Here is a 19,594-nt window from a genome sequence, read left to right on the forward strand (position 1 = left end):
CCAGCCCAGCGCGCTGCAGCTCAGTGTGGGGGTCTGACCGGTTGCGGAGTCCCCCCGGTGACGGTCAGCAGCTGATCGTAGGTGGTGGGGAAGACCGTCTTCGGGTGTCCCGCTGCAGCCCACACCTCCTGGTACTCGGCCAGTGCCGGGTCCACATAGGTGACCACCTGCTGTGGATGCCCGACCGGGGCCACCCCGCCAATGACTTGGCCGGTGGCCTCCCGTACGACCTCCTTGGAGGCTCTCCCGATCGTCGTGCCGAGCTGCTGACCTAACCACTGGGTGTCCACCCGGTGAGCCCCGGAGGTCAGCAGCAGCACAGGCTCGGCATCAAAGGTGAAGACCAGCGAATTGGCGATCTGCCCGACCTGCACTCCCAGCGCGTCGGCGGCGCTCTGGGCGGTGGTCACCGCATCGGAGAACCAGACCACCTCTGGCCGGAGTCCGTGCTCGGCAAGATCGTTGAGGACACGTGTGACGGCGGGGTGCTCAGTGCGCTCCATAGCACCAATCTACCGTTCAGCTGGGGAGGGGGCAGCACGTCCGGCCAGCCCCGCGCTGCGAGAGCGCGCAATGATGTCCGGCAGTGCCCCCGCCAATGCGGCGACGTCGTCCTCGCTGGTGGTCCAGCCCAGCGAGAACCGCTGCGCCCCGCGCGCCTGTGTCTCACTGAGCCCCATGGCCAGCAGCACGTGGGAGGGCCTGGGAACTCCTGCGGTGCAGGCTGATCCGGTGGCAGTGTCGAAACCTGCCATATCCAGCATGAACAGCAGCGAGTCACCCTCCGCGCCGTCGACGGTGATGTGCAGGTTATTGGGCAGGCGCAGCTCGGGGCTCCTGCGCGGGTCCGGCCCGCAGAGCTGCACCCCCTCCTGCTCCAGCGCCACCTGGAGCAGCTGATGACGCAATCCGGACAAGCGAGCAGCCTCCTCCGGAAGCGCGGCGACTGTCTCCTCCGCCACTGCAGCCCATGCGCATATTCCGGCGGCGTCCAGCGTCCCAGAGCGGATATCGCGCTCCTGTCCCCCACCGTGGAGGACAGGCACAAGTTTGACGTCCCGGCGCACCAGCAGTGCACCGATGCCGACCGGGGCCCCCATCTTGTGTCCGCTCAGCGCCATCGTGGATGCCCCGGAGTCCGCGAAGCTGACCGGCAACGAACCAAACGCCTGGACCGCGTCGGTGTGCAGAGGCACACCGGCTGCTGCACAGTGACGGCCGATCTCAGCAATGGGCTGGACGGTCCCTACCTCGTTATTGGCCCACATCACTGTCACCAGGGCAATCGAACCTGGGTCAGTGGCCAGCATCGTCTCCAGCGCTTCCCGATCCGCCATACCTTGGGCGTCCACGGGGATGAAGTCCAGCACCGCGGAATGGTGGGCCTCCAGCCACTCGGCCGTGTCGAGCACCGCATGGTGCTCGGAAGCCGGCAGCAGAATTCGCCGGCGGCGCGAATCCTCACCACGCCGCTGCCAGTACAGTCCTTTCAGAGCAAGGTTGTCCGCTTCAGTGCCGCCCGAGGTGAAGATAACCTCCGAGGGATCTGCCCCGGCGGCGGCGGCCAGCTGGGAGCGAGCAGAGTCTACCGCCAGGCGAGCTCGTCGCCCCGCCCCGTGCAGCGAGGAGGGGTTGGCCAGCCTGGGGAGCTGCTCGGTCAGCACCTGCACCGCGGTCGGTTTCACCGGGGAGGTCGCGGCATGATCGAAGTAGCGGGACATCACCTCTGATTCTACGCGCGGTAACCTGGTGTCTCTGATGAAAGAGCCCGACTTCTACACAGTGCTGGGGGTGGCGCCTGACGCCGAGCCCCGGGTCATCCGTGCCGCATACCGCCGTGCCGCACGCGAACATCACCCTGACCGGGGAGGCACCGCCGAGCAGTTCCACCAGGTGCAGGCCGCCTGGGACGTCCTGGGGACCCCAGACGCCCGGGCAGCCTATGACAGTCGACGCCGCGGCACTGGTTCTGCGTCGTCGGCAGCCTCCCCTGCACCCACCGAAGAGGGCGCCGGGTTCACCTATTCGCGCAGTGACGCTTCCCGCAGCGGTGGCAGACGCGCCGCCGAAACGCGGACGCAGCGCCCGCCCTCGGGGAGGTCCTCCAGCGCAGACCGGCCCCCGGTCTACCATCCGCCGCTTTCTGAGCCGGAGCCGCTGAATCTGCGGCTGACCAGTCAGAAGGTCCACGGGGAGGTGGTCTCCGGTGGGCTCTTCGGGAGGCGAGCGCACCGCCGTCAGGAGAGGACCGCCCAGCTGCTGGAGAAGCACGTACTCAGCTCTCTTCCCGCTGCGCGGCTGTTCAACAATGTGTCACTGGAGGCACCTGCACTCGACCGAAAGGGTAGACCGCGGGTGCCCAGGGGCGCCGAGCGAGTGGATCATGTGCTGCTGTGCGGCACCACCCTGGTGCTGGTCAGTGGCACCCAGGTCCCCGGGTCGACCGCCTCCTGGGATGGGCGTGCGCTGCGCACGGCAGGCAGGACGGTTGCTCTGCCGGATCTCGCTGCCGCAGCCAAGAGGCTGCGCATCAGTCTGGCACAGCAGCTGCAAGCACAGTCGGTACGGGTCACCAGTTTGGAGACCGACTGGCAGCACGTACTCATCGCCGCCGACGGGGACCTGTTCCATCCCATCGTGGAGCCTCGGGGCATCGCGAACCGCGGAGCGATTCCCCTGGCCGCCGGGCGCGCAATGGGGCACGTGGCCAATGTCCTGGCTGCCTCCGGTGAGGCCAACCTCGTCAATCGGCACCTCGTCGCAGCGCTGCGCGCGCGGCTGAGTGATCTGGACCAGGTATGAGCGGGGTGGGGTTGCGTGTGGTGCTGGATCAGCCGGAGATTCCTGGCAACACCGGCAACATCATCCGGCTGGCTGCCCTGACGGGATTCGCACTGCACATCGCTGGTCCCACGCGGTTCGAATTCTCGGATGCCAGACTCCGCCGCGCCGGCCTGGACTATCACGACCTCGCGGTGATGACTGAACACTCCCACCTCGAGGCGGCCTACCAGCACCTGGGCATCACCGCAGCCGCCCGGGCCGGGGACTCCCCCGCCCGCCGCGTTTTCGCATTCACCGGTGAAGGCACTGCCGCGCACACAGACATCAGGTACCGCCCCGGCGACACATTGCTGTTCGGCCGCGAGTCCACAGGGCTGGACGCACCCGTCAAACAGGACCCGCGAGTGACCGCCACGGTGCGCATCCCCATGCTGCCCGGACGCCGCAGCCTCAATCTCGCCAACTCGGTGGCGGTGGCCGTCTACGAGGCGTGGCGGCAGCTCGACTTCCGCAGCTGAGCCAGGCCGCCACCGGCACACATGTCAGCCTCCTGACGAGTGTTGGTCGACTCCGCGTCCAGGTCTGCTGATTAGACTCGGCGGTATGAGCGAGACTCCCCCCCGCGACGGTATGACCTCTTTGAACGATGCCGCGCCGGTCGCCGAGACCCCGGCGGACCCTGAGCACGACCCTCAGCCCGAAGAGCCGACGCTCTCGGACCTGCTGACCAGTACTGCGCAGGGAGACCAAGCAGCGTTCTCCGCGTTCTTCGACGCCACCGCAGACGTGGTCTACGGGCTGGCTCTGATCATGCACGCTGAGTACGACGACGCCCACTCCTCCACTATTGCGGTCTACCGGCACCTCTGGGATCAGGCTGACGCCCGGGCACGAGACCTTCGCCTGCAGACGCAGGCCTCTCAGTTGCTGACCGAGGAATTCGCCGACACCAGCTCCGAGCACCCCAGCTACCGGCCCAATGAGTATGAGCTGGTGCTGGAGTGGCTGATTCCACTGACGCACAGGATCTTTGTGGAGCGGTTCCGGGACCGCACCACCACCCCGATACCGCTGACCCCGGTGCCGCAGAGCGAAGGGGGCGGCGTCGCCGGTCTCCCGGAGGAAGTGTTGGAGGATCTGCTAGCGCTCTCGGACTCCCAGGCACAGGCTCTGGCGCTGACGTTCTTAGCTGGCATCCCCCATCAGGAGGTGGCTCAGACGGTCGGCGCGGCAGTGCCCTCAATCAAGTCCCGACTGCGTGATGCCATGCGCCGTCTGCACAGCCAGCGGCAGGCCCGGGATACCGGCTCGGATCCGGTCCTCCGCGCCGCGGTGACCAGGGAGGATCTGGAGCGCTCCGGAGGGGTCAACCGCAACTTCTCCAACCAGATTGCCGCAGACCTGGATAAGGGGCTGCTGGTGGAGCTGGCCGAGCTTTACGCTCTTGACGCGGTCGATGACGCGGAACGGGCTCTGCTGGATGAGAAGGCCTTGACCGCCTCAGCCCAGGAGGCGCAGCAGTGGGAGACCCGCGTCCTGGCTGCCCGGCGCACGCTGGCAGAGATCTTCGCCTCAGACCCGGTGGCGCCGCCCTCGACCCTGCTGCAGGAGCTGCTCGACGGTCTGGGCGGCCAAGAGGTGGGGGTGGGCCTGGTCCAGGACATTTCCAATCACACTGGGGAGACCGAACGCCACAAACCGGTGCTGAAGAAATGGATGTTCATCGCCGGGTTCATCGCCATTGTGCTGATCGGGGCGGTGGTGATCTGGCAGTTCACCGCCCCGCGGGACGTGCAGGCCATCGCCGACGCGGACCCGGATGCCTCAGTGGTGGAGGACTATGAGATGGATGGGGGCGGGACCATCGACGCCGTGCTCGCCCCGGCCGAGGACGTCGGATACGTGCAGTTCCAGGACGTGCCCAGCACCGAGGACGAGCACACATATCAGCTGTGGCTGCTCCCCACCGGCGCCGGAGAACCTGGCACGATCGGCAACTTCACCGCGGAGGAGCTTGAGGATGAAGTCGTCGACATCACCAACCTGGCCCAGCACCAGGCGCTGCTGGTCACCGTGGAGCCGGTGCGCGGGCAGGAGCGTCCGCAGGGCGACATCGTGGCCCAGCTTCCGCTGGACTAGAAACCGGAGATGGTCCGGGGGTCGTTGACCACCACATGGTGGAACTCCTCGGCGAATCCACCGGCGCCGTGAGCGGACTGCAGCTGCTCGCGGACGAACTCGCGCATCCGCTGCGCATCACGATGCTGGCTGAAATGCCGGTCCAGCGCGGCAAACTTCCGGTCCTCGTAGCCGGTGACGTCGACCCGCAGGTTGACCCGTTCTGCGGGTGAGCCCATCAGCAGCAGGTGCTGAATCTTGAACGCCGGCAGCCCGTCAGCCGCCAGCTCCGGATAGGCGAAGGGGTTCTCCACATAGGGGTAGACGGCGCGCACCACTGCTTCACCGGTGGCCAGATGATCCGGGTGCGCCTTCTGCAGCCGGTCCCACGCCCGTTCCGGGTGGAAGCTCAGCACCATATCTGGCCGTCGCTGGCGCATCACCTTGACCAATTGGCCCACCAGCTGGTGCGTGGGTTGGACGAAACCGTCACGCTCATCAAGGAAGACCACCTCGGAGATACCCACCACACTGGCTGCCGCCTGCTGCTCGGCACGTCGAATGCGCCCGGTCTCCGCGGGATCGCGGTCAGGGTCGAAACCTCCGGCGTCACCTGTGGTGAGCAGACAGAGGGTCACCTCAACTCCGGCCTGGGTCAGCGCGGCGATGGTCGCGGCGCTGCCGAAGTCGACGTCGTCCGGGTGCGCCGCGACTGCCAGCACAGTGTGCAGACCGAGCTCCGCGATCAGCTCTTCCGGGGAGCACAGCGGGGAGCTGGAGGGAGAGGTGAGACTCATCAGTGCGCTCACATGGAGGTCAGGGTGACGTCGACTTCCGTGGGTTCACCATCACGAACGACTGACAGGGTCACCGTGTCACCTTCCCGGTACTCACGAATGATGGCGGTGAGGTTGTGGGCGTCTTCGATGCGGCGGCCCTCTACGGCCTGGATGATGTCGCCGTCCTGGATGCCCGCCTCATCGGCCGGGGACCCCTCGGCCACTCCGGTGACCAGTCCCCCGACGCTGAATCCGGCCACCGGAACAGGCTGACCGTCCTCCGTCTGGAAGGCTTCGATATTGCGCTCATTGACCTCCGGGTCCGTGGAAGCCTGGTAGACATTGACCCCGAGCAACCCGTGAGATGCCTCACCGTGCTCGATGAGGTCCTCGGCGACCCGGGAGGCGTAGTCAATGGGGATGGCGAAGCCCACCCCGATCGAGCCGGCTCCCTCGGATCCGAACATGCCGCCGCCGGAGGTAGCGATCGCTACATTGACACCGATCACCTGTCCCTCACTGTCCACCAGCGCGCCCCCAGAATTTCCCTGGTTGATCGCGGCGTCGGTCTGGATCACGTTGAGCGAAATGGGCTGAGCGGTGGGGTTGGTGCCGGGAAAGAAGAACTCATAACCATCGCCTTCCGGGTCCCGGGGGTCCCCAGGCTGTTCCGGCTGCCCGGGTGGCGCCTCGGCGTCGTCGTCGAAGAGACCGTCCGGATCCGCTCCGTCCTCAGTGTCGACAGCGGCGGAGGCGACCTGAATGGTCCTGTCCAAGGTGGAGACGATCCCTGTAGTCACCGTTCCATCCAGATTCAGCGGCGCTCCGATGGCGATGGTCTGATCACCCACATTGAGATCGGCAGAGCTGCCCAGCTCGGCAGGCACCAGGTCCTCAGCATCAGCCAGGCGGATCACCGCCAGGTCAGACAGGGGATCGGTGCCGACCACCTCAGCGCTTGTCACGCGCCCATCGGAGAGCCGCACCTGGATCTCCGGATCCGCCTCCGCTCCGCCGAGGGTGACCACGTGCGTATTGGTCAGCACGTGACCCTCATCGTCAAGGATGATGCCGGAGCCGGACCCCGCGCCCTCCCCGCCGGCGACGGCCAGAGTCACCACAGAAGGTGCCGCCGCGTCCGCAGCCGCAGAGATCGCAGTCGCGTTCTCCGGCGCATTGAGCTCAATGCCACCGCCGGTCGACCCGCCGGCCGGGGAGTCCTGACCCTCACTGTCCAGCAGATACTGCCCGCCCAGGACGGCGCCGCCGCCCAGCAGGCCGGCGAGCAGCACTCCTGCTGCAAACCCGCCAGGACCGACTCCGCGCCGCTGAGCGCCGCCTCCACTGGGTGGCCGGTGGTGCGGATATGTCTCCGGGTGGCCCTCAGCGTGCGGCTCTGCTCCGGAACTCGACGACCGCTGATCAGCTGGTCCCTGGTGCGGTTCAGCTGCCGCCTCCTCCGGAGATGTCATGGGTGCTCCGGGTGCCGGGATGTGGGCGGAAGGCCCGGGCGAAGTAGGCCGCGGCGGCTCGGGAAATTCGCCGCTGGAGTGCTGTGACATGAACGTTTGCTGCTCCTGCATTTCGGACGGTGGCGGACAGGCCCACCAGATGACGGTGCCGTTCCTACCTGGACAATCCCTTGACCGATGAGCGTCAGCATTGTCTCCTATAGACTCCTGCACATGGTGCCAGCAACCCTGATCACGCTGCCTGTGGCGACCGGTGCTGTGATCGTGGGGCCGCTCATCATCGGCGCGGCAATTTTGGCGCTCATCGGTGTGGGGGCAGTCTACCTCTCCGGCGGCAGGAAGCGGACCCGACGGTTCCTCCACAGTCCCAGCACATCGGCCCAAGGCAGCATCGAACGCGACTCCCTGGATCAGAAGTCCACAACGGAGCTCAGACTCCAGGCCGGTGAGCTGCTGGTGGCTGCCGATAATGCCGTGCAGTCCAGCGAACAGGAGCTGCTGTTCGCCTCTGCTGCCTATGGCGACGAGCAAGTGGCGCCGTTTCACCATGATTTGGCGCGGGCCCGGAAGCACCTGAGTGAATCGTTCAGGCTGCAGCAGCAGGTCGACTCCGCAAGTGAGTCTGACGACCGCCGCGCCCGGGACCTCTACCGGCAGATCATCAGGAACTGTGAACAAGTCAATGAGACGCTGCAGGCGCATAAGGACCAATTCGACCAGCTGCGCAGCTTGGAACGGGATCCCACTCCGGCGCTGATGGAGTTGGGAGAACAGGTGGAACGCCTGCGAGCGCGGCGTGCCCGCGCCGCCTCGGCCCTGCCTGATCTGGGTGAACGCTACAGCGAGGAGGCGCTGCGTCAGTATCGGGATAATCTGCAGCAGGCAGAGTCCAGTTTGGACGCTGCAGAAGAGTCGCGGACGCAAGCCTCCGCAGCGGTGGACCGGGCTGATACGGCGCAGGCCGTGGTGGCGCTGCATTCCGGAGAGCAGGCCGCTGCCGACGCTCAGCGGCTGCTGGAGTCTATGGAGGAGACCGGGGAACGGCTCCGGAAGGCCGCCACGAATATTGAGATCGGTATCGCCCAGACTGAACAGGACCTGGCCCAGGCTAAAGCCACCTACCAGGCCGGGCAGGCACCTGAGCTGGCCGGTCCTATTGCGGCGGCCGAGAACGCTGTCAGCCGAGCCAAGCGAGCCCTCGCCTCCGGAGAGCGGATCGACCCGCTTGAACTGTTGCAGCAGCTGGAGCTGGCTCACCGAGAGTTGGACGCGCCGTTGAATTCGGTGCGAGACCGCCAGGCCCAGGACCGCCGAGCCCGGGAGATGCTGCAGCATGAGCTGCTGAGCGCGCGCCACCAAGTGCAATCCTCCCTGGATTTCTTGCGTTCGCGTCGGTACGGAGTTTCCTCGACCGCCCGGACCAGGATGGCTGAAGCCGAGCGTTGCCTCACCGAAGCTCAAAGTGCCGGAGAGGCCCAGCCTTCCCGCGCGGTGGAATTGGCCCAGCAGGCCAAGACGCTGGCGGTGCAGGCTGCGCAGATCGCTGAGCGTGAAGCGGCTACAGCGCAGATGCAGTCCATGGGCGGCGGCTATGGCACCGGCGGCGGTTTCGGTGGATTCGGTTACCCGGGTCACCACCGTCCCATGGGATACGGGCGCGGGTTCGGCTACGGACGGCGTCGGCGGCGAGGGTTGTTCTGACCGGGCGCCGAGGCGTAAGAAAAATTGGCGCCGGGACTGATGCCGCACCCGCGCTGGGCGTTAGTATCGTGAAGGTGATCGATCGACATGCATCGTCGCCCCTCAAGGAAAGGTGATCACTGTGACTAAGCAGTCCATTTTCGGCCGGATGTCCCAGCTGGTCCGCGCCAACGTCAACGCGATGCTGGACCGTGCCGAGGATCCGGAGAAGATGCTGGATCAGATGGTGCGTGACTTCACCGACAACATTCGGGAGGCCGAAGAGGCCGTCGCCCAGACCATCGGCAACCTGCGGATGATGGAGGACGACTACAAGGAGGACCTCGACACTGCGCGCTCCTGGGGGCAGAAGGCTCTCGCCGCCTCACGGAAGGCCGATGATTTCCGCAGCGAGAACAACGACGAGAACGCCGCCAAGTTCGACAACCTGGCGAAGGTCGCTATCCAACGTCAGCTTGATGCGGAAAACTCTGCCAAGAACGCAGAACCCACCATCCAGTCACAGCGGGAAATTGTGGAGCGTCTGCGTACCGGGCTGGAGCAGATGAAAACCAAGCGCCAGCAGCTGATCTCGAAGCGTGACGAGCTGGTCGCCCGTTCTAAGGCCGCACATGCCCAGTCGCAGGTCCATGATGCGGTGAAGTCCATCGATGTGATGGACCCCACCTCGGAGGTGGGTCGGTTCGAGGAGAAGATCCGCCGGGAGGAAGCCCGGGTTCGGGGGCAGAACGAGCTGGCCGCCTCCAGCCTCGACGCACAGTTCGAATCCCTGGAGGATCTGGGTGAACAGGCAGAGATTGAGGCTCGCCTGGCGGCCCTGAAGTCGGGTTCATCCAGTCCGGCAGAGATCGGTTCCGGCAGCAACTCTGGCACCGGCGTCACCGAAGAGGATTTCGCAGCCCTAGAGTCTGAGAAGCGCCAAACCTGAGCAGGAATAATCTGAGACAATGGGGAGCTGAACTATCCGCTCCCCATTTCTCTGTCCAAGGAGACGAATGACCAGCACGGCCGATAACTACGGAACTCCCTCCACCGGCGCCACCACGGTGAACACCGGACTGGCTCAGATGCTCAAAGGCGGCGTGATCATGGACGTGGTCACCCCTGAGCAGGCCACCATCGCTGAAGAGGCTGGCGCCGTGGCGGTCATGGCTCTGGAGCGGGTTCCCGCCGACATCCGCGCCACCGGAGGCGTGTCCCGGATGTCCGATCCGGACCTGATCAAGGGCATTATCGAGGCTGTCTCCATCCCGGTGATGGCTAAGGCCCGCATCGGTCACTTCGTCGAAGCGCAGGTCCTGGAGCACCTGAACGTCGATTACATCGATGAGTCAGAGGTCTTGTCCCCGGCTGACTACGTCCACCACATCGACAAGTCCAAGTTCAAAGTCCCCTTCGTCTGCGGCGCGACCAACTTGGGGGAGGCGCTTCGCCGGATCACCGAGGGCGCGTCGATGATCCGATCCAAAGGCGAGGCTGGCACCGGCGATGTCTCGGAGGCGATGAAGCATATTCGCACCATCAATGCCGAGATCGCCCAGCTGCGGTCGATGGCTGAAGATGAGCTCTACGTCGCGGCCAAGGAGTTGCAAGCGCCCTTTGACTTGGTCCGCCAGGTGGCGCGGGAGGGCCGCCTGCCGGTGGTGATGTTCGTTGCCGGTGGTGTTGCTACTCCCGCGGACGCGGCGATGATGATGCAGATGGGCGCCGATGGCGTGTTCGTCGGCTCGGGCATCTTCAAGGCAGGGAATCCGGCCGCCCGCGCTGCGGCTATCGTGAAGGCCACCACCTACTACGACGATCCAGCAGTGATCGCTGAGGTCTCCACCGGTCTCGGGGAGGCCATGGTGGGGCTCAACGTCTCGGACCTGCCCGCACCTCACCGGTTGGCCGAGCGCGGCTGGTAAGCCCTGCCCCTTCGCACACTTTTCTGGCCGGTGTTGGGCCCTCAACCCCACGCTGAGGGCCAGATAACCGCCTGACTCGAGGCAGGAGGCCCATTGGCTCCGAAGATTGGCGTCTTGGCGCTGCAGGGCGCTGTGGCGGAGCACGAACGTGCGTTGCGCAGTTCCGGAGCGGAGGTGCGCAAAGTCCGTCGGCCCGCCGAGCTCGACGATCTCGACGGCTTGGTGGTGCCCGGCGGAGAGTCCACAGCTATGGCCCGGCTCGCGGCGCCCGTGCAGCTGATGCCGGCCATTCGGCGTCGGCTGGACGAGGGCATGGCGGTATTCGGCACCTGCGCAGGCCTCATCCTGGCCGCCGACACGGTCTCCGACGCTGAGGCACTGGTAGGGTTCGACCGGATCGGCGGACTCGGAGTGGTCGTTCGCCGGAACGCCTACGGCAGCCAGCTGCACTCGTTCGAAGATGATCTCGAGGTCACGGGTCTGGATTCACCCCTGCCTGCGGTGTTCATTCGCGCGCCGGTGATTGAAGACGTCACCTCACCTCGCGTGGAAGTCCTCGCAGAAGCTGGTGGTCGTCCGGTGGCAGTGCGCCAGGGACGGATCCTTGCTGCCAGTTTCCATCCTGAGCTGACCCCCGACTTTCGGTTGCACAAGCTCTTCACGGAGTTGAGCGCGCAGTAACCGAGCAGGTTTGGCATGATGATCCCATGACTGAGGACCCTGCAGCCCAGGCGGCCGACCCGACTACGTCGCACGCCCAGCTCTACGAGCTGGTTCGCTCCCGCCCGGACCTCCGCCCGATTATCGCTGAGAACCCCAGCACCTACCCTGAGCTGTTGGAGTGGCTGAGCGGGCTCGGCGACCCGAAGATCGACGCCGCACTGGCCCGGCGAGGTGCTGGGGGCGGTGAGCAGTCCACCCAGGCTCTTCCCACGGAGGAGTTCGGCGCGACACATCATCCTGTGGCCCATCCTGCTCCGACTCAACCCATGCCCCACCAGCCCCGGCCGGAGTTCGACGAGCAGGTTTTCGGCACGGCTGCCGGCTACGCCGCAGCTGAGCACCCGCCGTATGCAGGTGCCCCACCCTACACTCCGGAGCGCGTGACGGACCCGGAAGATGACCCGGCGCCTCACCGCAGGAGGGGAGGTGCGGGCGCGGTGGTGTTCCTCCTGGCCCTGCTGACTGTGGGGGCGCTGGCGGCCACCTATTTCTTGCTGATGGGAAACCCGCTCGGCAACGACGACGAACCCGCCGCAGGACAGGCCCCCACCCCGGCAGAGGAGCAGGCTGATCAGAGCCCTGAGCCCTCTCCGGAGGAGGACCCTGAGCCTTCACCTTCGCCAGAGGAGGAGGCTGGCACCGATGAGGACGACGAAGACGGGGAGGCAGAGGAAACGGAGTTGGAACGTCCCGCGCCGGATGACGCGCTGAGCATCACGGAGTTCTCCTCGCCCACTGGGAACATCAATTGCGCTCTCGGCGACGATGATCTTCGCTGCACGGTGGCTGAATACGACTTCGACGCTCCGCAGGAGTGTGAGGGTGGGGTGACGTTCCGCGTGTCGGATCAGGGGTCCCCCACCATCGACTGCAGCAGTTCAGTAGAGTCTCAGGGGCAGCTGTTGGAGTACGGCCAGGTGACGGGCAATGCGGACTTCGCGTGCGAAGCCAATGAGATGTTTTTCGAGTGTTGGTCTCAGCGCAGCGGCGAGGGCTTCGAAATCGCCCGCGAATACTACGAGTTCACCGGCGGCTGAGTGCCTCCGCACCCCTAGAAAAGGGCCTGCCCTTAACTATCGTCTTCGAAGGCAGGACCGCCTTCGGCCTCCCAGTTCTGCAGCTGCCGAATCCTTGAGGAGGAGTATTTCCGGCGAACCCCGTAGCCGCCGTCGTCATCCTCGGCGATGAAAACGACTCCATACTCTTCCAGCGCCGCCCGTAACCGGTGGTTCGAGTCAGCGTCCAACGACACCCCCCGGTGTTCGAAGTCCCGGACTCGCGCGGGATCGACCGCCGCGGCCTCGCCAATGACCTCAGTCGACACCCTAGTCAGCGCGCGCGCCGCGCGCGCCACGTCTGGTGTGAGCAGGTCGGCATAGCGTTTCATGACACTAGTGTGTCAAAGTTCACATCCACAGGGAACAGCTGGGTCACCGGCCATAGAGAGGCGGTGCCTTAAACACGACAAGGTCAGAGGCCTCAACACCGAGCTGCGGTCCTGAAGACGTATGGTTCAGAGCTGAAACGTCTGATTTTGGCGCGGAACGGTTGCGTCCCACGCGAGTTCGCGGTCAATTCGACTGCGAAATGTCTCTGCTGCTTGGGGTTCGCCGTGAACGATGAACACCCGTTGGGGGGCCTTGTGAAACTCTTTGAGCCATTTCACCAGTTCATCGGCGTCTGCGTGTGCTGAGAGCCCAGGTAAGTCGGCTACTTCTGCATTGATGGGTGTCCAGTCTCCATGGATCTTGATCTCAGTCGCTCCCTGTTGCAATGCGCGTCCGCGTGTTCCTGCGGCTTGGAACCCTGCCAGCAGAATGGTGTGCCGCCGGTCGCGGCCGAAGGATTTCAAGTGATGCAGTATCCTGCCGCCGGTGGCCATCCCGCTGGCAGAGATGACGATCTTCGGTTCACGGCTGCGTGAGATCCGCTTGGAGGCCTCCGGGTCGCGGGTGTAAGTTGCGACATCGCCTACCGCGTCACAGGTCGCGGGGTCCAAGCGATGATCGTTGGGATGGGCGTGGAGCAACTCGCTGGCGTTGATCGCCATGGGGCTGTCGAGGTAAATCGGCACCTTGGGCAGTCGGCCCGAATGGCGCAGGCTCCACAGATAGTACAGAAGGGTCTGAGCCCGTCCAACCGCGAAGGAGGGGATGAGCACGGTGCCGCCACGTCGTATTGTTCGTTCTACGGCATCAGCCAAAGCGTCCACCGCGGCCGCAGTCTCATGGAGACGGTCTCCGTAAGTCGACTCGATCACTACATAGTCTGCTTCCCGCACGGGGTCAGGAGCGATCATCACTGGATCGTCAAATCTGCCCAGATCTCCGGAGAACACGATCCGGCGGCCAGCCCAATGGAGCTCAACAGTGGCGGCCCCCAAGATGTGGCCCGCCCGCCGGAACCGACCCGTGGCACCCCCAGGCGTGTGAAACGGCTGGTAGAACGGGTAGGTGATGAACGCATCAAGAGCGCGCTGGGCATCCGGCGAGTCGTAGAGCGGACGCGCCGGTGTGTGCTTCGACTTCTTTATGCGGTTCAAGAACATTGCCTCTTGCTCTTGGAGACGGGCACTGTCCTTCAGGATCAGTTCGGCCACATCTCGGGTCGCCGCTGTGGAGATGATGGGGCCGGTGAATCCCTCGCGCACCAACCGGGGAAGGTAACCACAATGGTCCAGATGAGCGTGAGTCAGGACCACCGCGTCGATCGTGGCTGCTTCGACGGGCAATGGCCTCCAGTTGAGTTCACGGAGGTTCTTCTGGCCCTGGAAGAGACCGCAATCGACAAGAATTCTGCCACCATCATGGTCCAGCAGGTGCTTGGAGCCGGTGACAGTCCCGGCCCCGCCCAGTGCTGTGAGCTGCAACCCTGTCATCTCCGATACCTCTCGAATTTCCCCGCGTGAGTCAATACCGTTAACAAGTCTGCAGTCTGAACCGCCGATCTGGGAGCCCCGATCACCCTCACCTTCAGGCACGTCGGAGAAAACCGGATGACGCAAAGCACGGCTGAGACGGAATTCCGCAAGAAGCAGACACCGTATGCGGGGTGTCATGACGGAATGCCAGTTGAGACCGCACCGCATGTTCTGGTGTCGGGCCCGACCGGACGCGGGAAGACCACCCGCGTTCTCGCCCCAGGCGCTCTCATGTGGCGCGGACCCCGGGTCATTGTCTCGTCAAAGACCGACTATCTGAAGTGGCTGGTCGACTACGGAATACACCAGCGGGGACCGCTCTATGTATTGGATCTGGCTGGTGAGCTCGACGACGACTCTGAGTGGCTACAAGGAGTCGACTATCAGCGCGTGACCAGATCCCACGGCACTGATCGACAATGACGATGACGCGTTAGCCATGGCTTCGCTGCTGATGAAGGTCGGCGCACTTGGTGCTTACGACAATGGTGGTGGAGGTGGTGGTGACGGTGCCGCGTTCTGGCAGACGTTGACCACCCAGTCGATGGCCGCGGTGCTGCTGGCAGGTATGGAGTCCGAAGGTGGCATTGATTGGTCACTCCGGGCCTCGAGTGCAACCGCGGGTAAGGATGCTGAGGATGATTCTCCCAGTTGGGTTTCTGCTTACGACCTCGTGCGCGAGAAGTCCACTCACGCTGCTGACCTCTTCGGCAAGATCGACACGGATCCTAAGATGCGCGACTCCATCAAAGCCACTATGCACACAGGGCTTGCTCCGTGGCTCTTGAGCAACGTCTCTGGTCGCCACGGGAACTCGGTCCCCTTCCAGCCGAAGATGCTGGAGGATGCCGATGAGCCGACACTGGCGATCATTGCACCTGCTGATGGTGTGGCCGCTGGAGCTGCTGTTGCGGTTGTAGAAACCATCGTCCGTCACTTGCGCCGCGGCATTGAGCGTGGTCTCGATCGCGTGCTTCTGAGCATTGATGAGGCGGTCAATACGTGCCCGATTCCGAAGCTCCCAACGTATGTAACTGAAGCTCGTGGTCTCGGTGTTGCGTGCGTCATCGCTGTGCAGTCTACGAAGCAGATGACGCTCCGGTGGGGCAAGGAGGGCGCCGAAGTCCTGCGGGAGGTCTTCCCCTCGGCGCTGATCCTGGAGGGAGCTCCTGAGCGCGAGATGCTGGAGAACGCCGCATGGTGGGACGGTGAAGAGGACCGCTGGACTGAGTCAATCGACAGCCATCAGAATCGCAGTCTGTCGGCCGAAAGGGTCCAGCGCACGGCGCCCACGCGGCTGCTTCCGAAGAGCGTAGAGGAGGGCCGGCTCCTGCTTTACGGACAGAAGGGAAATATGGTGGAACTCCCGGGGATGTGGAACTTCCCGAAAGGCTGATCGGAGGTCACGCGAAGAGGGTCTGGGCTCAGAGTTCAGGCCCTCCTTCTGTATTGAGGGAGATGAAGCGGGTGAGTAGCAACTCGTTATCGACCTAACGCTGAATCCGCATCGACGACTTGTAAACCGTTCACTATCCGTCTCTCGATAGTCTGGATCTCCAGCAAGCGTCGACACTGGCACGGGAGTATTTCACAATATGGAACATAGCTGGCTCTCACTGACCTGGTGGATTCCCCTTCCAGAGTCAATCGACCTGCCGGACAGACATACACGCTACGTCACGGCCGTTGTTCACCCCACCCATGCCGCACCTGATGGCAAGCCATTGGATGAAACCGACCCTTTTACTCAGGTCGATCACGAACTCAGGCTCACTGTTCATCAACGAGAAATTGATGTTTCGATTGCATCCCCTGTGCAGAAGGCCGTCTTCGAAGTCGCCCATGAGGTTCAGCAGGAAGGTGATACGCAGGCTGAAGGTGTTTCAGGCACCAGAATCAGCTACTTGAGTGTGATCGAGGCGGAGGCTCGTGTCTACGGCATCGATGATGTGGATGAGGGCTTAACGACCGATCTGTTTGACATGGCCCTCGACCGAATCCGGCAACTGCAGGAGGGGTTGGCATTAATAACCCAGGACTTGAAGAAGGACTGGGTGGCGAAAGAGCGTCTCCCAGCGATGCTGCCCTTACGCACTCAGTTCTCAGATTCTGAGGACAATTCGGACGACCTCAGCGTCTTTCTGGTGAACCAATTTGCACTAACTGACGTGAGCCCTCCAGAACCGATCCCCGAGTCTAAGTTCGCGGACTTGACGGAGTATCTCTCTATGGATGACCACGAGGCAAGCTTTTCGACCTATCACCGGTTGCGTTATGAGACGTCGGTCCTTTGCCACCGCCGGGGAGACTTTCGTATGACCGTCATTTCAGCGGCTATCGCGGCCGAGTCACTCCTCGACGAAATGTTGATGCTTCTGCTCTGGGACGAAGGCAATCAACCGGAAACCGTGGCTTACAAATTCAGTCAGAGCGGCCCAAAGCTCCTGTCGCGAGTCAAAAGCGAGTATTCGAGACATTTAGGTGGTGAATGGAGCCCTGGGAAGAAGGGGGCGGTTCGTGAATGGCGGGAGAAGATCGCGGAGCCGCGAAACCAGATCGCTCATGCTGGCGCAATCCCGACCCGACAGCACGCAATAGATGCAGTGCGGGCATTGAACAGCCTTGAACAGTTTCTGGGCCGACGTCTCAGAACACGAATAGCTCAACGGCCCCGCGCAGCAACGTTGTTCATCGGGGGTCGAACACTTGAAGCTGAAGGCGAAATCACGAACAGACTGAGAACCTTATACAACGATCCGTGGGAGCCGCATTGGGCCTCTACCTTCAGGCGGTGGCGTGATGTCCTCGAATTGGAGGTCGCCAAGACTGAGGGCTCACCGGTCCAACCAGTCAGAGACCGTGCGGTCGTCGCCGTGGTGGTCGGAGAACAAAGTCTTGAGTTCACACTTCTCGATGAGACAGCCTTGATGGCAGCACGCATTAGCCCCGTCCCAGACAACCTTGTATCGCAGTATGAGCGTTCGCTGGCGGAGCGGGAGCCAATTACTCCAGAACCCAGGCGAAACGACGTATGCAGGTTAATGCAGGAGGACTTGGAATCTAAGCGTCGGTTGCAGCTGGTAGGTGGATGGAGATACGCATACAAGCTCATTCCAACGTATAGCGTGATGGCTAATCGGCGCGATCGAGATGTGCAATCTTGAAGGCTACTCTCAGTTCTTACCTACTGACTCGCGACTGTGATTCCAGAGCTTCCGAATCGCGGGCGCCCGCATGTCTCAGCTGACCAAGCTAGCCCTGACCCCGGCGATGAACTCATCTACCAGTTCACGAGTGTGCATGACCCGCACATCTGCCCCGCGAGCCCGCGTACGATCGATCTGAACCTTCTGCAGGGAACTAAGCCGGCCATTTTTCGCCTTGAGCTCCACGAAGACGGTGCGCTCATTGATGAGCACAATCCGGTCCGGCACGCCATTGACCCCAGAAGAGAATTTGAAGCAGATTCCGTCAAGATCACTGATCCGATCCCTCAGGTACTGCTCGACGTGATTCTCAGCTTTTCCCATGACTCACCACCCTCACAGACTCAAGCCCTGGTCGCGCTCAGATGCTTTCGCCCGTGCTTTCCGATACATTTCTTCGCGGGCTGAGACCTTCCGCCTCGTCGCAGCCTGGGCGTACTCGCCGCGGCTGATGTGGTCGTTGACGCTGCTCACCCCTGCTGTTGACTGACTGGCTGAGATCTCCCTTGCGACCTCCATCGCTTCCTCCCGGAGCTCCAGTTGCGCGCGCACATCTTCGTGCAGCACCTGCCTATGCTGCTGTTCAATCCTCTGAGATTAATCTTGAGAGCTGATGCTTCCTTTTCGAAGATTGCATCGGGGGTCTCACCGGCGCTGAATGCCTCGGCATACTTCTCGTCGAAAGCCGCCATCCTATCCAGGTAACTCTGCATCTGCCGCTGCTTCGGACCCGGTTTGGGTCGGAACGGTATAGGACAGCAGCATCCTCCGGCTTGGGTTGTCCCGCATTTGTCACGCCGCGTGCCACCGCATCGTTGGGTTCGATCACCTTCTCGACACGATCAGCAGTGAAGTCCGCACCGAGCTTCGAACCTCGGCGGCGGTCTGTCTTCCCGGGCACTGCCCACGAGCCGTCGGCTTGCTGACGCATCATGCCGAAGGTGATGTCTTTGCCGCGCTTATCGACTGTCAGGTGCTTCTCCTGAGCAACACTCTTCAGCTCGTCGAAGGAGGCTGTCCGCGGAGCAGCCAGTGTGTTGGTCACCCGCTCATTGAGCTCTGCAACAGAGAACGGCTCCACCGGCAACGGTTGATCGTTGCGTGCAGCCAGTGCGGCCTGGTCGACCCAGAGCTGGTGTCGGTCATTTTGCCGCTTTTCGACCTCGATGGGCATCTCTCGTGACTGAGTAGCGACGCTGCGGTAGGAGAATCCCTTCTCCTTAGACTTCTGTCGCTGCTCGACCTCAGCAGCCAATGCAAGCAAGTCTTCGCGCTGACTGATATTCTTCCTCAGCAATTGCCTGTCATGTGTTTTGGACAGGCGATGATGTGTGACCTTTGATGAGTCCAGACTCGCCCCGGTCGTCTTGTGCACTGCATCGATGAGCATGTGATTGTGCAGCTTTCCATTACCCCCGACCTCAGTCACTACAAGCGCCATGTGTCCCTCGAACTCGTCGGCCTCTGCGATCGCCTGGCCCAGCTCCTGGGCCCGCTCCCAATCGTCGGGGTCGTCGGGGTTCAGCTCATCAAGCCCGAAGCCTTGGACCAGCGAATAATACTGCACGTACTTCGGCTCTTTAACCCTTCGGCCCTGCTTATCGAGCTTCGGAATCTTCCTGCCTCGTTCGTCTCGGAAGTGGACGCCATACTTGCCGCGTTCGAAGGCTCCGACAAGCTTGTCCTTACCGAAGCGTGCGTGGCGGAGTTCCATCTGCTCGAAGAAGGTACTCGGCAGAGCACCGTTGGTCGCAGAAATTCCGACGTATTCTCTTTTCTCGGATATTTTCTGCAAATTATTTGTGAAATACCATTTCGCACCGCTGATGGATCTTTTCGGGCTCTTCGGACTTGGGGTGGGGCTGGCGACTCGCGGAGGATCTTGAGTAGGGCATGAAAGTGGGGCCGGGGCCTCGATGATGTGTAGCGACCAAGCCAACACGTCTCAGAAGGACCCCGACCCCGATGTTCGAGAATACGCGCC

Annotated in this window: 20 protein-coding genes; 11 read left to right on the top strand and 9 right to left on the bottom strand. The window is 63.2% G+C overall.

Annotated features, from left to right (window positions below; all coding sequences use genetic code 11):
- Positions 1 to 20: 20 nt before the first annotated feature.
- Positions 21 to 503: a YbaK/EbsC family protein gene (locus FEF27_RS10325; RefSeq protein WP_138170779.1), complete on the bottom strand. Its 483-nt coding sequence runs from the start codon at positions 501 to 503 to the stop codon at positions 21 to 23.
- 9 nt (positions 504 to 512) lie between these two features.
- Complete coding sequence (locus FEF27_RS10330) at positions 513 to 1,721, bottom strand: cysteine desulfurase family protein (protein ID WP_138170780.1); 1,209 nt, start codon at positions 1,719 to 1,721, stop codon at positions 513 to 515.
- A gap of 37 nt (positions 1,722 to 1,758) precedes the next feature.
- Between FEF27_RS10330 and FEF27_RS10335 the strand changes: the two genes are divergently transcribed.
- From FEF27_RS10335 to FEF27_RS10345, 3 genes are all read left to right on the top strand, one after another.
- Positions 1,759 to 2,802: a J domain-containing protein gene (locus FEF27_RS10335; protein ID WP_138170781.1), complete on the top strand. Its 1,044-nt coding sequence runs from the start codon at positions 1,759 to 1,761 to the stop codon at positions 2,800 to 2,802.
- Complete coding sequence (locus FEF27_RS10340; RefSeq protein ID WP_138170782.1) at positions 2,799 to 3,302, top strand: tRNA (cytidine(34)-2'-O)-methyltransferase; 504 nt, start codon at positions 2,799 to 2,801, stop codon at positions 3,300 to 3,302. The genes FEF27_RS10335 and FEF27_RS10340 overlap by 4 nt, the downstream gene beginning before the upstream one ends.
- A gap of 85 nt (positions 3,303 to 3,387) precedes the next feature.
- A complete protein-coding gene (locus FEF27_RS10345) occupies positions 3,388 to 4,923 on the top strand; it encodes an anti-sigma factor domain-containing protein (protein ID WP_138170783.1) in 1,536 nt (511 codons plus the stop codon).
- Here FEF27_RS10345 and FEF27_RS10350 read toward each other — a convergent pair.
- Positions 4,920 to 5,699, bottom strand: a complete 780-nt coding sequence (locus FEF27_RS10350) for a PIG-L deacetylase family protein (protein ID WP_138170784.1) — start codon at positions 5,697 to 5,699, stop codon at positions 4,920 to 4,922. The two genes, FEF27_RS10345 and FEF27_RS10350, sit on opposite strands and share 4 nt — an antisense overlap.
- An 8-nt stretch (positions 5,700 to 5,707) precedes the next feature.
- Entirely contained in the window at positions 5,708 to 7,153 is a 1,446-nt protein-coding gene (locus tag FEF27_RS13350) for a S1C family serine protease (RefSeq protein WP_208009795.1), read from the bottom strand.
- Positions 7,154 to 7,366: 213 nt separating this feature from the next.
- Here FEF27_RS13350 and FEF27_RS13355 point away from each other — a divergent pair, with 213 nt between their 5' ends.
- The 5 genes from FEF27_RS13355 to FEF27_RS10380 all read left to right on the top strand — a co-directional run bounded on the left by FEF27_RS13355 (position 7,367) and on the right by FEF27_RS10380 (position 12,521).
- On the top strand, positions 7,367 to 8,854 hold the full coding sequence (locus FEF27_RS13355; protein ID WP_166429994.1) for a coiled-coil domain-containing protein: 1,488 nt from the start codon (positions 7,367 to 7,369) through the stop codon (positions 8,852 to 8,854).
- Between the two features lie 121 nt (positions 8,855 to 8,975).
- Positions 8,976 to 9,782, top strand: a complete 807-nt coding sequence (locus tag FEF27_RS10365; RefSeq protein ID WP_138170787.1) for a PspA/IM30 family protein — start codon at positions 8,976 to 8,978, stop codon at positions 9,780 to 9,782.
- 67 nt (positions 9,783 to 9,849) lie between these two features.
- Positions 9,850 to 10,761 carry a pyridoxal 5'-phosphate synthase lyase subunit PdxS gene (pdxS, locus tag FEF27_RS10370; RefSeq protein ID WP_138170788.1) on the top strand — a complete coding sequence of 304 codons (912 nt, stop codon included), beginning with the start codon at positions 9,850 to 9,852 and terminating at the stop codon, positions 10,759 to 10,761.
- A 93-nt stretch (positions 10,762 to 10,854) separates the two neighbouring features.
- On the top strand, positions 10,855 to 11,442 hold the full coding sequence (pdxT, locus tag FEF27_RS10375; RefSeq protein ID WP_138170789.1) for a pyridoxal 5'-phosphate synthase glutaminase subunit PdxT: 588 nt from the start codon (positions 10,855 to 10,857) through the stop codon (positions 11,440 to 11,442).
- Positions 11,443 to 11,468: 26 nt separating this feature from the next.
- Positions 11,469 to 12,521 (top strand): variant leucine-rich repeat-containing protein, encoded by a 1,053-nt coding sequence (locus FEF27_RS10380; RefSeq protein ID WP_138170790.1) that lies wholly within the window; start codon positions 11,469 to 11,471, stop codon positions 12,519 to 12,521.
- A 32-nt stretch (positions 12,522 to 12,553) separates the two neighbouring features.
- Here FEF27_RS10380 and FEF27_RS10385 read toward each other — a convergent pair whose 3' ends face one another.
- Positions 12,554 to 12,871 (bottom strand): hypothetical protein, encoded by a 318-nt coding sequence (locus tag FEF27_RS10385; RefSeq protein WP_138170791.1) that lies wholly within the window; start codon positions 12,869 to 12,871, stop codon positions 12,554 to 12,556.
- A gap of 126 nt (positions 12,872 to 12,997) precedes the next feature.
- On the bottom strand, positions 12,998 to 14,362 hold the full coding sequence (locus FEF27_RS10390) for an MBL fold metallo-hydrolase RNA specificity domain-containing protein (RefSeq protein WP_138170792.1): 1,365 nt from the start codon (positions 14,360 to 14,362) through the stop codon (positions 12,998 to 13,000).
- Between the two features lie 186 nt (positions 14,363 to 14,548).
- Here FEF27_RS10390 and FEF27_RS10395 point away from each other — a divergent pair, with 186 nt between their 5' ends.
- From FEF27_RS10395 to FEF27_RS10405, 3 genes are all read left to right on the top strand, one after another.
- Positions 14,549 to 14,827 (top strand): hypothetical protein, encoded by a 279-nt coding sequence (locus FEF27_RS10395; RefSeq protein ID WP_138170793.1) that lies wholly within the window; start codon positions 14,549 to 14,551, stop codon positions 14,825 to 14,827.
- Positions 14,828 to 14,843: 16 nt separating this feature from the next.
- Positions 14,844 to 15,800: a TraM recognition domain-containing protein gene (locus tag FEF27_RS10400; protein WP_138170794.1), complete on the top strand. Its 957-nt coding sequence runs from the start codon at positions 14,844 to 14,846 to the stop codon at positions 15,798 to 15,800.
- A 199-nt stretch (positions 15,801 to 15,999) separates the two neighbouring features.
- Positions 16,000 to 17,568 (top strand): hypothetical protein, encoded by a 1,569-nt coding sequence (locus FEF27_RS10405; protein ID WP_138170795.1) that lies wholly within the window; start codon positions 16,000 to 16,002, stop codon positions 17,566 to 17,568.
- A gap of 75 nt (positions 17,569 to 17,643) precedes the next feature.
- Here FEF27_RS10405 and FEF27_RS10410 read toward each other — a convergent pair whose 3' ends face one another.
- The 3 genes from FEF27_RS10410 to FEF27_RS10420 are packed head-to-tail and all read right to left on the bottom strand — an operon-like array spanning position 17,644 to position 19,405.
- Complete coding sequence (locus FEF27_RS10410; RefSeq protein ID WP_138170796.1) at positions 17,644 to 17,934, bottom strand: VRR-NUC domain-containing protein; 291 nt, start codon at positions 17,932 to 17,934, stop codon at positions 17,644 to 17,646.
- Positions 17,935 to 17,946: 12 nt separating this feature from the next.
- Positions 17,947 to 18,177 carry a hypothetical protein gene (locus FEF27_RS10415; protein WP_138170797.1) on the bottom strand — a complete coding sequence of 77 codons (231 nt, stop codon included), beginning with the start codon at positions 18,175 to 18,177 and terminating at the stop codon, positions 17,947 to 17,949.
- 16 nt (positions 18,178 to 18,193) lie between these two features.
- Complete coding sequence (locus tag FEF27_RS10420; protein ID WP_138170798.1) at positions 18,194 to 19,405, bottom strand: relaxase/mobilization nuclease domain-containing protein; 1,212 nt, start codon at positions 19,403 to 19,405, stop codon at positions 18,194 to 18,196.
- Positions 19,406 to 19,594 lie beyond the last annotated feature (189 nt).

It is taken from the genome of Nesterenkonia sphaerica, from assembly GCF_005771565.1.
GTDB lineage: Bacteria > Actinomycetota > Actinomycetes > Actinomycetales > Micrococcaceae > Nesterenkonia > Nesterenkonia sphaerica.